Source organism: Wolbachia endosymbiont (group A) of Pipizella viduata (assembly GCF_964028555.1).
Classification (GTDB): Bacteria; Pseudomonadota; Alphaproteobacteria; order Rickettsiales; family Anaplasmataceae; genus Wolbachia.
The window spans coordinates 1,155,254-1,167,216 of the sequence record NZ_OZ034787.1; the positions used below are offsets into that span (position 1 = coordinate 1,155,254).

Genomic DNA, 11,963 nt, shown 5'->3' on the forward strand with positions numbered 1-11,963 from the left:
ATGTGCTCGCAGTTTCTTATGTTATTATATATTAAAGTCCTTAATAACATTACATGACAAACATTAGAATAGAAGTTTTAAATAAATGTGAACAAGTTGGCCGCAGAAGGGTAGTTAATGTTTACTTGATTTACATAAGCAAAGAATTACCATCAAAATTACATGAAGAAATTTGTGGGCTATTTTATAATAAAGTCATACAAGACTGCCGTTATTATTTCTACAATGAAAACCTTGAAGAAGTTCAATATAACTTCATAGAACCACAAGCAAAGTGGGGCTTGGAGATAAGCTTTTTACCTGGCATGACCGACAATGTAGGCAACACAGCAAAACAAATTATTACAGAATATTTAATAAGCAAAGGCTATATCGACCAGCCTGTCATCCCAGGCCTCCCTTCTGTCATCCAAGTAGCTGACACTGGGATCCAGAAAGAGAAAACGCAGATTCCAGCGTCACGCGCTGGAATGACACCAATTGAGATCAAAGCAAGAAGTTCAAAATTGATTCTAAGTCAAGGGAATTTGCCAACTGAAGATGATATAAAACAAGAATTCAACCCTATCACTGAATATTGCACACTTATCTGTAAGAACTATAGCTGGAAATATTATGGTAAATCGAATACAACACCTGGTGTCATCCCAGTGCCCCGACACTGGGATCCAGAAAATTTCAAGCAATTGTATAATGCAAACTGGATTCCAGTGTCAAGCACTGGAATGACAGAAGGTAGGGTTGGGATGACAGAGGATAGTACTAAGTCTGTTGACCTCAATGTGAGTGACCAAGAGCTTGAAAAGATCAGCAGAGATGGAATCGATGGTAATGGCACTTTAGGGCTCTCGCTGGCAGCAATGAAAGCTATAAAGGATTACTTTAAAAAACTCGGTAGAAATCCATATGATATTGAACTTGAGTCTCTGGCACAGACTTGGTCTGAACATTGTAAACACAATATTTTTTGCTTCCCTATTGATGAAATAAAAGACGGTCTATATGCTCATTATATTAAGCGTGCAACGCGTGAGATAAATTCTGACATATGCGTGTCAGTTTTCTCCGACAACGCAGGAGGAATAATTTTTGATGACGATTACTTGATTGTAGATAAAGTTGAAACTCACAATAGCCCTTCAGCTTTTGATCCATTTGGTGGAGCAATGACCGGAGTGCTTGGAGTTAATCGTGATATAGTGGGTTTCGGGAAAGGCGCGGAGCCTATAATGAATACCTATTACTTTTGCTTTGCCAAAGAAGCAAAAGGCAAATTTTATAGGGACAAGGAGCGTACTGATGAGATTTTACCGCCAAAATATATAATGAAAGAAGTGATTCATGGCGTTAATGTTGCTGGCAACTGCTGCGGTATTCCAACACAACTTGGATCAGTATATTTTGACGATAGATTTTGTGGAAAGCCGCTGGTCTTTGTTGGAAGTGTTGGAACTATTCCGCGCAGTATAAATAATGTACCTTCACACATTAAAGGACCAAAAAATGGCGATAAAATCGTAATTATTGGTGGAAGAGTTGGAAGAGATGGAATTCACGGTGCAACGTTTTCTTCAGAGGCTTTGTCGGGAAACAGCCCTTCAACGATTGTGCAAATTGGCGACCCCATAACACAAAAAAAACTATCCAATGCCGTCATAAAAGCAAGAGAGCTTGGTCTTTATAATGCAATAACGGATAATGGAGCAGGCGGTCTATCATCGTCCATTGGTGAAATGGGAAAAGACGGATTTGAAGTTGATTTGAGCAAAGTTCTCCTTAAAAACGATGGTATGGCTCCGTGGGAAATATGGATATCAGAATCACAAGAGAGAATGACCTTAGCAGTGCCAGAAGAAAATCTTCCTATGTTTAAGCAAATCATGAAAAAACATGATGTGGAGGTTTGTGTGATTGGAGAGTTTAACGAAAGTGGTAAAGCTGTTGTTAAATGTCCTGAAGGGAAAGTAATAATGGACATCGAAACTGAATTTCTGCATGACGGTAATCCCAAAGTGCATTTACAGACAAAGCCATGGTCTAAGGAGCCTGCTGTCATTCCAGCGCACAACACCGAAATGATACTCAGCCAAGAGACTGAACTAAAAGAAATGCTAAGCAGACCAAACATATGCAGCAAAGAGTTTATAGTGGTGCAATATGACCATGAGGTTCAAGGATCGTCAATACTGAAACCACTGCAAGGCAAGGGAAGAGTGTGCAGTGAAGCTGTTGTCTCGAGGCCAGTCCTTTCTTCAAACAAAGGTGTTGTAAAATCGCAGGGATTTGGCTCAAGTTATGGAGAAATTGACACTTATCACATGGCAGCATGTGCGATTGACACTGCAATACGCAACTACGTAGCTGCAGGAGGAAATATAAATCATCTAGCGTTGCTCGACAATTTTTGCTGGTGCGATGCTTATAATCCAGAAAGGCTATGGCAGCTAAAGAGAGCTGCAGAGGCTTGTTACGACTTTGCAACTGCATTTAAAACGCCATTCATATCCGGAAAAGACAGTATGTTCAATGACTTCAAGGGATATGACGAAAATGGCGAGAAAGTGATGATATCTGCACCACCTTCATTACTCATTTCAGCAATTGGAGTTATAGAAAATATTGAAAATGCGGTATCGCTTGATGTGAAAATGCCAGGGGACTTGATATATGTGCTTGGTACAACCCACGATGAGCTTGGTAGATCTGAATATCAGTTATATAGTGGAATAGATAATAACAACGTGCCAAAAGTTGATGCAAAGAGCGCTAGGAAGTTGTATGAGCGTTACAACCAGGCAATAAAAGATGGCATAATTGCCTCTGCAATTGCACCAAACTTAGGCGGCTTAATTATTGCTCTGGCAAAATCGCTAATTGCAGGAGACCTTGGTGCTGAAATCGATCTTTCACTAGTACCAATAGGAAAAACACAAAATACAGACATAATAAACAAGATAATAATGTTTTCTGAATCGCAAAGTAGAATTTTGGTTACTATTGCACCACAAAATCAGCAGAGGTTTGAAGCGTTGTTTGAAGATGCGGCTTATTCATGTATTGGCAAAGTAACAGAGAAAAAGGTGCTAAACATAAAGGATGTTTTAAAAGTAAATCTGAAAGATTTGGGAAATAGTTATTATATAGCTAAAGTAACTTAGGTTTACAGACGATTTGATAAACGACAAACTCGTCATCCCGCTGCTTGTTAGCGGCCGCGGCGGTATGACGTAGGAAAACCTTTCTTGGGTAGCTATAGCATGTCAGTTTAAAATGTTTTTTGTTTTCCATTAGGTTAAATAACTCTTTCACTATGTGCAATATTTACTTAAAATAAACGTATGTCATTAAATTTGGGTAGGTAGTTATGTCTATTTTACCGACACTCTTATTTATCAGTCTTTCTTTACTCAACACTTCAAATAAATTGATGATATGTGCTGCTTTATTTATAGGAGCTGCTTTAGTTGTAAATTCAATGGTTGAATTTTATGGCAAAGAAAAAGCTACGTATAGCTTAATAGTGTGTACAGCGCTATGCTGTATTTTAAAATGGCAAAGTTTTAGTTTGATGATATTGACTTCATATGCTGCAATTTTAGTATCTCTTCTCTCAAGCATAATTGTTTTTGAAAAATTGAAGTCCAAGTTGAATTTTCATATGGCAAATTTCATTACTTTAATTATGGCATCAGTAATTGATAGTGCCGTTGTATGTGTTGGATTACTATACAAATTTTCTGCAGGTAAATGCTTAGCAATATATATTAGAGATTTAATTTTTAAGTTTTCTTATGCGTCAGTATTAAGCATCTGCTTGTTTGTAGGAATGTATTTATTTTGCTTGGCGAACAAGAAGTATTTTAAGATTTCCACATAACCTGTTTTCTGATATAGCTAAACTGACTTTGGGTCCTGGGGATGTATTTGGTGGTCCTAATACGTAACAACAGTTTAGAATTTATAGGTAGTAGATTTGCCCTAAGATTCTAACACAAGTTGTACAGCCCTACGTCATACCGCCCGGTATCTCAGCATAGATTCCGCTAACAAGTAGCGGAATGACGATTTACCAAACGCTGCCTAATTTTCCGTAACAGTTGAAAAAATCAATAGAAAATCAACATATCACTGTAAATTCATGTATTTTAAGGCTATAATGGTTAAAATACGTTATATAGTATAATATGGACGATTTTATAAGAGTTAAGGGTGCAAGGGAACATAATCTGCAAGGTATAGACGTCAATATACCGAAAAATAAGCTAGTTGTTATAACTGGGCTAAGTGGTTCTGGTAAATCTAGTCTCGCATTTGATACGATTTATGCAGAAGGCCAACGCCGATACGTTGAAAGCCTATCAGCTTACGCGCGTCAATTTCTCAACATTCAGGATAAACCAGATGTTGAGTCGATTACAGGTCTTTCCCCTGCAATATCTATCAACCAGAAATCGATCTCAAAAAATCCAAGGTCAACAGTTGGAACTGTTACCGAAATTTACGATTACTTGCGCTTAGTATATGCACGAATAGGGGTTCCTTATTCACCTGCAACTGGATTACCGATAACAAAGCAAACTGTATCTCAAATTGTAGATACTATAATTGCGTTACCTTTAGAAACTAAAATATATATACTTGCCCCTGTTGTGCGTGGTAGAAAGGGAGAACATCTCAAAGAGATATTGGAAATTAAAAGACAAGGTTACGTAAGGTTCAAAATAGATGGTGAAGTGTACAATGTAGATGACTTGCCTAAACTCGATAAGAACAAGAAACACAACATTTTTGTGGTTGCAGATAGAATATCAATATTGGGCGATATAGGAAATCGACTGCCAAGTAGTATAGAATCCGCACTAAAACTTGGTAATGGTCTAATGTATGTAGAAGTAGTAAACCTACCTGACAACCATAATTCCGAGTATAAAAATGGTCAAATTCTGACTTTTTCAGAGAATTTTGCATGCTCCGAGTCTGGTTTCACTCTTGAGGAAATAGAACCAAGATTATTTTCTTTTAACAGCCCTTACGGTGCATGTGGTTCGTGTAATGGGCTTGGTAAAAAGCTGGCTGTTGATGTAAAGCTGATAGTGCCAGATGAAACTCTTTCAATATCTGAGGGTGCTTTAAAGCCAGTAGGACCAATGTTCCGTCAAGTGCACACAAGTTATGGATTTCTAAAAAGTGCAATTCTATCACTGGCTGAAAATTGTAAATTTAGCCTTGATGTTCCGTGGAAGAACATAGATCAAGAAGTAAAAGATATGATACTCTTTGGCTCTAATAAATTTCAAGGTTTGATCAGTATCTTGGAGAACCAGATGGATTATGATGAAACGCTTGTTGAGCGATACTGCTCCGTTATTCATTGTAAGGAATGTACTGGCTATAGATTGAGAAAAGAAGCACTCACAGTGAAAATTGATAGCAGACATATAGGTGAAATATCAGGGCTCAGCATCGATAAATCCCTTAAGTGGTTTGAAAATTTGCCAGACAAGCTCACAGAACAACAGAAGCAAATCTCAAGTAAAATATTAAATGAAATAATCAAGAGGCTAGTATTTCTAAAGAATGTAGGGTTGAATTACCTAACGCTCGATCGAGAATCTAGCACTCTCTCTGGCGGTGAGAGTCAGAGGATCAGACTTGCTTCGCAAATTGGCTCTGGTTTAACAGGAGTGCTGTATGTGCTTGATGAACCCTCGATAGGCCTTCATCAATGCGATAATGATCGGTTAATTGCTACACTGAAAGACTTGAGAGACATGGGTAACACTGTAATCGTTGTTGAGCATGATGAAGATACAATAATGGCTGCTGATTATGCGATTGATATTGGTCCTGGAGCTGGCGTAAATGGTGGAAAAGTTATTGCAGAAGGAACACCAGACCAGGTGCAAAGAAATTCAGGGAGCATAACAGGGCAATATTTGAGTGGAGAGAAAAAAATTTTAATTCCAAGGAGAAGAAAGCAAGCAACTCAGTTCATAAAAGTAATAAATGCATGTGAAAATAACTTAAAAAATGTGAACGTTAAATTTCCTATAGGGAATCTTATTTGTGTTACTGGAATATCAGGAGGGGGAAAATCAAGTTTAGTCATAGAAACGTTATATAAATATTCAGCACATAAGATATATCATTCGTCTGCACGGTATGGTCGGTGTGATAGAATAGAAGGCCTTGAATATATAGATAAAGTTATAGAAGTTGATCAGTCGCCAATTGGTAGAACTCCTGCGTCAAATCCAGCAACATATGTCGGTATGTTTACTCATATAAGAAATTGGTTTGCAGGTCTTTCGGAGTCAAAAGCAAGGGGATATAATATAGGCCGGTTTTCATTTAATACCAGAGGGGGAAGGTGTGAGGCTTGTAAAGGTGATGGGCACTTAAAGATAGAGATGCATTTTCTACCGGACGTTTATGTGAAGTGTGAGCAGTGTAAAGGGCGAAGGTATAATCGTGAAACATTGGAAGTTACTTATAAAGGAAAATCAATCTCTGATGTGCTTGATATGACGATAGATCAGGCTTGTGATTTTTTTGAAAACCTTCCAATGGTAAAAGAAAAGTTGGTTTCTTTGCAGGAAGTGGGGCTTGGCTATATAAAACTCGGACAGTCGTCAACAACGTTGTCTGGGGGTGAAGCACAACGAATAAAGCTGTCCAAAGAGCTATCAAAACGATTTACCGGAAGAACATTGTATATTCTTGATGAGCCAACAACTGGATTACACTTTGAAGATATAAATAACTTACTAAAAATACTCCATAGATTAGTCGATCTGGGAAACACTGTTATAGTTATCGAGCACAATTTGCACGTTATAAAAACTGCAGATTATATAATAGAAATCGGACCAGAGGGCGGAATAAAAGGCGGAGAAGTGATTGCTACTGGAACTCCAGAAGAAGTGGCAAAAATTCCAGAAAGTGTTACAGGCAGGTATCTTAAAACGTATTTATTATAAACTATTTCTTAATTATATTAGGCTAGGTTGCATATTTATGATTTGGAGATAAGAATGTCAGTATATCGATACTTTAGAAGGTACGTTGAATATGGAGTTGTACCTGCTAAGAGAGCAGAAGATTACACACTAGTTCCAGAAAATAGTTTCTATAAGTCCGTACATTACGTTGATAATGTGCTAGGACCTGTGAAAGATGGTAATTTGTGGAGTTGAGAGTAAAGACAATTATAACAAGTATTATAAAGATAATGATAAATGTGAATACATGGGCCACAGAGCAGAGGGAGTGTATTCATTGTGTACACTGGGTGCTGTTTTAGCAGCCAACATAATATTGCAACCTTTATTTTTGATGGTGGCATATTTGTCATACTTTCCAGCCAAGTTATTGTCAAAAATAACAGGGGACTATTGTTTAAAAGCAAGTACAAAATCATTAGTTGATCATTCAAATGCATTTTTAAGTGCTGGGCAAGATTGTGCTAGTGCAGTAGCTGAAGTATTTAACAAGATTGTAAGTTATTCTTGCGCTGCTATCATTTGGGCTGCCGCGTCAATGATAACGCCACTTGTGTGGGCTTGCAACAAAGTGCAAAGTAAGTTAAGTGAAATACAGGAGCCAGAAAAACATCAGCTTTTATCTAATCGGAGTGATTCGGAGACTACTTTAGTCAATGGTATACCGCAAACTGATTTATAAGTTCTGCTTTTTCAGCAGTGGCTCAGTTTGAATTACATTGAGATGAAATAAAAAGTGAAAGAGTGTAAGCACAAGTTACTTTAGCTATACTATATAAATTTTATAATATATTTAATGAATTGTGAACCTTCTCTTACTAAAAAAAGCTACAAATCTTATATTTCCGAACGTATGCGTAAGTTGCGAATATATCATTGATGAAAATCTTAATCTATGTAGTGAATGCAACAAAAAAATCAATTTTCTAACTAAGCATTACTGCAATGTTTGTGGCGTAGTAATCTCAGACAATATTCATACGTGTAGTAAGTGCATCATCAATCCTCCACCGTTTAAAGTATTAAGATCAGTTTTTGCTTATGATCAACATAGTAAAAACATGATTATAAATTTCAAATTTTTTGATAATTTGAATTACGTAAAAATCTATGCAAAGTGGATACACCAAGCTAATCAGGATACGTTTCAGAACGCAGAGGTCATAATTCCTATACCGTTACATAAAATGCGCTTGTTTAAACGTAAATATAATCAAGCAGCACTGCTTGCAAAAGAGTTGAGTAAGTTGTCCAATTTATCCTATACGCCATTTGCAATAAAACGTCTTCGCCATACTGCGCCTCAAGCTGGTCTTTCACTTAAACAGCGTGAAAAAAATTTGAAAAAGGCTTTTAGCATAAGCAACAAGAAAATTATCGAAAATAAAATCGTGATATTAGTTGATGATGTGGTAACAACCGGAGCAACTGTAAGATCTTGCTCTCAAGAAATTTTAAACTCCGGTGAAAAAGAAGTGAGAGTGCTATCACTTGCAAGAACGGTGAATGATTGGACCTCTTGCATAAAAAATTAGCAGTCAGTTTCATCCAAGTAGCTTGACTACTTGGATCTATTTTTTTCTAGATTCCAGTGCCAGCGTTACGCACATAGCTGTACGAACATTGTCTGCCAAGGAGGGTATCATCCCAGTGCCCCGAAACACAGCTGTACGAACATTGTCTACCAGGATGATGTCATCCCAGTGCTTGACACTGGGATCCAGGAAAGTTTGCTTGTAAACTGATTTGTTGAGTATGAAAAGTAGCTGATCTTATACTAAATTGATAAGGTTGCATAAAAAGCTAAATTCCAGCATCAGCTACTTTCATGACACCAATCCCTGCCATCCACTGGATCTATGCTCTTTTTTTCCTGGATCCCAGTGTCAAGCACTGGGATGACATCACTTTTGCTTCAATATTCGCACATTAGCCACGTCCCTGAACAGATACGGAGGTAAGCCCATTGTGAAAATCAGTATGTTAAGGCATGATTTTTAATAACCTCAACATCACTGAATTCAAAAGTTTGGCCGCTCACGATTTGGTATCCTTCATGCCCCTTTCCTGCAACTAGCAGAATCATACCCTCATTATAGGCAATATCTACTCCTTTCTCTATAGCTTCTCTTCTATCTTCTATCTCTAGCGCATTAGGGCAATGTAGTAAAATACCACGACGAATTTCTGCAGGATTCTCATCACGCGGATTGTCATCCGTGATTATCACTTTGTCTGCATATATTTGTGCTACTTTACCCATTTCTGCGCGTTTTGTTTGATCACGATTGCCACCACAACCAAAAACTAGAATTATTTTTTTATTGAAGTGCCATTTTAAAGACAATAGGGCTTGTTTAAGCGCACTTGGAGTATGAGCGTAATCCACAAATGCAAAAGGTTTCACTTTTTCCATTCTTCCTGGTGGAGAAACGAGTTTTTCTACGCATATTTCTCTGTAATTCAGTCCAGACGAGGTAACTATACCCATTGCACACAACAGATTATATGCTTGAAATTGCCCCAGAACCGGAAAAAACGTATCATAAATTTCACCACCAATTTTTATTGTAAGGTGTTGACCATTAGGGGTTGGTGTTTGCTCCAATAAAGTAATATCAGAGCCTGTTTTTCCATAGGTGATAATTTTGTTGCTGCGTTTTTCAGCTATCTTAAGCAACGCGTAGTATTCATCTATATCCGCATTTAAAATCGCTGTTTTTCCTTCTGGTAATACCTCGTAAAATAACCTTTTTTTAGTTTCTAAATATTCACCAAGATTTTTATGGTAATCTAAATGATCTTGCGAGAAATTAGTAAAAGCTGCAGCACTCAACTTTAATCCATGGATTCTATATTGATCAATCCCATGACTTGATGCTTCTAACACTAAGTGTTCTACATTTATACCATGCAATGTTGCGTAAAGGTCATCTGCATCTGGAGTGGTAAGACTGTTGCTATTACCTTTTCTACCATTATTGATGCATGTTCCAAGTGTTCCAATAGACGCAGCATTATAGCCAGAGTTTTGCCAGATCTGGCGGCAAAATTCTACTACTGAAGTTTTACCATTCGTACCCGTTACAGCAGCAACATATTTGGGCTGTTTGAATTGATAAAACCTGCTGACTATTTCGCTGTATATTTCTTGAGGATTTGGGTGGAAAATATGAATTCCAGCGTCACGCACTGGAATGACACCATTTGTTATGCAATCACTTGCAATTATCTCTTTAGCTCCACAAGATAATATCTGATCTATGTAAATCCTATCCCTTTCTGACACACAAACGAAAAGATAACCTTCCTTGACTCTCTTGGGATTACATGTAACGCCCTTGATTTCAACGTCAAAGTTAACATCAACAATATCATGCAGTAATTCTCTCAGTTTCATGTCCTACTTCATCGTTTTGAAAGTCTAAACATGGTAACCTTTTTAGTGCGTCATTAAGGTCAAAGATTAAATCTTCAGGATCTTCCAGTCCACAAAATATTCGCACGAAACTTCCACCACAATCTGAATTCATTACAGATCTTGACATAGATCTACGATCTACTGGTAATATCAAACTGTCGCACCCTCCCCAAGAAGCACCAATACTAAAAATTTTCATATGATCAACCATGCAGCTTAGTTCTTCACATGAATATTCTCTATCTAGTACTATACTGAATGTGCCGCTTGCTCCTTTGAAATAACTTTTCCACAATTCGTGTTGAGGATGGGAGGGAAGTGCTGGATATAAAACCTTTCTAACTTTTTGCTGTGCTTCTAGCCACTTTGCCACTTCCATTGCTGTATTTTGGTGCCTTTTCATACGTGTGTGCAGTGTTCTTAGTCCCCTGTGTGCAAGGTAGCAGTCGTGCGATTGAATGGTTACTCCATAATTTTTATAGCTCTCATAAAGCAATTTAAAAATTTCACCTTCAGCAATAATAGCTCCCATAACTAAATCTGAGTGACCGGCTAGATACTTTGTCACTGAATATAGTGCAACATCAATTCCATAATCAAGCGGCTTAAATAACAAAGGAGTGGCCCATGAATTGTCGCAAACGGTTACGATTCCATGTTCTTTAGCAACTTTTACTATATGCTCTATATTCGAAATCTCAAACATTATAGAACCAGGAGTCTCGATCATTATCAATGAAGTATTACTCTGAATTAAATCAGTTATATCCTGCGTTGGATCATAAAAAGTTACTTCTGTTCCTCTTTTTGGTAGCTCATTTTCTGCAAACCTCCTAAGCCTATAATAACTATTATCTTGAATTAAAACGTGCGAGCCTGCTTTAGTGAAAGTCAAAATAGCAAAAGTAAGTGCAAATAGTCCGGAAGGATAAATAAGCGCTTGTCCACTCCCTTCAATTTCAGCCAGTGCATTTGAAAGATAATGGACAGTAGGAGTACCAACATTACTGTAGCTATAATCCCTTACAACACCATCGTTGATTACATCGTATATACTTTCTCCATTTGCTGCATTTAAGTAGTCCTTGTAAGTAGGAAATAATATGGTAGAAGAATGATAAACTGGCGGGTTCATAGAACCTTTATAGTCATTAAATTTTCTTCCTGCTTTAACTAATATAGACTCTTCCTTCACATTTTTATTATTTATTTTTTAAATTGTACTCGTTTTGCGTATACAAGTGAAGAGAAATTGCATGTATTAGCTCTATCTCACCCTTCAATAACTCATAAATCAACTTATGTCTTTTTAGAATGCTCATTCCAATAAAGCCGTCAGATATTAATATTAATTTAATGTGCGAAGGTAATGTTGAAGATGAAGCAAAATAATGATCAGCATGCTTTGCTGATTCATCGACAATGTTGATATCAATTACATCTATCGAATCGCGTATCTTTTCTTCTATTGTTTTAATAATATCCATAATGGTTTCTTTAAGCAACAACATGCTCCTCTTGTCATCCAAGTAGCTGACACT

General features: G+C 37.2%; 9 protein-coding genes. 6 read left to right on the forward strand and 3 right to left on the reverse strand.

Annotated elements, in window-relative coordinates; all coding sequences use genetic code 11:
* The first annotated feature begins 53 nt into the window (after positions 1-53).
* The 6 genes from ABWU50_RS05575 (at position 54) to ABWU50_RS05600 (ending at position 8,536) form a co-directional block, all read left to right on the forward strand.
* On the forward strand, positions 54-3,158 hold the full coding sequence (locus ABWU50_RS05575) for an AIR synthase-related protein (RefSeq protein ID WP_353275683.1): 3,105 nt from the start codon (positions 54-56) through the stop codon (positions 3,156-3,158).
* 206 nt (positions 3,159-3,364) lie between these two features.
* Positions 3,365-3,877 (forward strand): hypothetical protein, encoded by a 513-nt coding sequence (locus ABWU50_RS05580; RefSeq protein ID WP_353275684.1) that lies wholly within the window; start codon positions 3,365-3,367, stop codon positions 3,875-3,877.
* Positions 3,878-4,184: 307 nt separating this feature from the next.
* Positions 4,185-6,980, forward strand: coding sequence for an excinuclease ABC subunit UvrA (uvrA, locus tag ABWU50_RS05585; RefSeq protein ID WP_353275685.1), 2,796 nt, complete (start codon positions 4,185-4,187; stop codon positions 6,978-6,980).
* 54 nt (positions 6,981-7,034) lie between these two features.
* Positions 7,035-7,196 carry a hypothetical protein gene (locus ABWU50_RS05590; protein ID WP_353275687.1) on the forward strand — a complete coding sequence of 54 codons (162 nt, stop codon included), beginning with the start codon at positions 7,035-7,037 and terminating at the stop codon, positions 7,194-7,196.
* Positions 7,177-7,683, forward strand: coding sequence for a hypothetical protein (locus tag ABWU50_RS05595; RefSeq protein WP_353275688.1), 507 nt, complete (start codon positions 7,177-7,179; stop codon positions 7,681-7,683). The genes ABWU50_RS05590 and ABWU50_RS05595 overlap by 20 nt, the downstream gene beginning before the upstream one ends.
* A 121-nt stretch (positions 7,684-7,804) precedes the next feature.
* The gene (locus tag ABWU50_RS05600) at positions 7,805-8,536 is read left to right on the forward strand and encodes a ComF family protein (protein ID WP_353275690.1); all 732 of its coding nucleotides are present in this window, start codon (positions 7,805-7,807) and stop codon (positions 8,534-8,536) included.
* 440 nt (positions 8,537-8,976) lie between these two features.
* On the opposite strand, the gene ABWU50_RS05605 is transcribed toward ABWU50_RS05600, so the two are convergent.
* The 3 genes from ABWU50_RS05605 to ABWU50_RS05615 are packed head-to-tail and all read right to left on the reverse strand — an operon-like array spanning position 8,977 to position 11,909.
* Positions 8,977-10,401, reverse strand: coding sequence for a Mur ligase family protein (locus ABWU50_RS05605; RefSeq protein WP_353275692.1), 1,425 nt, complete (start codon positions 10,399-10,401; stop codon positions 8,977-8,979).
* Positions 10,376-11,617 carry a cystathionine beta-lyase gene (gene metC, locus ABWU50_RS05610; protein WP_353275693.1) on the reverse strand — a complete coding sequence of 414 codons (1,242 nt, stop codon included), beginning with the start codon at positions 11,615-11,617 and terminating at the stop codon, positions 10,376-10,378. The genes ABWU50_RS05605 and metC overlap by 26 nt, the downstream gene beginning before the upstream one ends.
* Positions 11,618-11,624: 7 nt before the next feature.
* Positions 11,625-11,909, reverse strand: coding sequence for a BolA family protein (locus ABWU50_RS05615; protein ID WP_253309613.1), 285 nt, complete (start codon positions 11,907-11,909; stop codon positions 11,625-11,627).
* Positions 11,910-11,963 lie beyond the last annotated feature (54 nt).

Coding starts and splice junctions, on each gene's coding strand:
- ABWU50_RS05575 (WP_353275683.1), top strand. CDS start 54: ATGACAAACATTAGAATAGAAGTTTTAAATAAATGTGAACAAGTTGGC.
- ABWU50_RS05580 (WP_353275684.1), top strand. CDS start 3,365: ATGTCTATTTTACCGACACTCTTATTTATCAGTCTTTCTTTACTCAAC.
- uvrA (WP_353275685.1), top strand. CDS start 4,185: ATGGACGATTTTATAAGAGTTAAGGGTGCAAGGGAACATAATCTGCAA.
- ABWU50_RS05590 (WP_353275687.1), top strand. CDS start 7,035: ATGTCAGTATATCGATACTTTAGAAGGTACGTTGAATATGGAGTTGTA.
- ABWU50_RS05595 (WP_353275688.1), top strand. CDS start 7,177: ATGGTAATTTGTGGAGTTGAGAGTAAAGACAATTATAACAAGTATTAT.
- ABWU50_RS05605 (WP_353275692.1), bottom strand. CDS start 10,401: ATGAAACTGAGAGAATTACTGCATGATATTGTTGATGTTAACTTTGAC.
- ABWU50_RS05615 (WP_253309613.1), bottom strand. CDS start 11,909: ATGGATATTATTAAAACAATAGAAGAAAAGATACGCGATTCGATAGAT.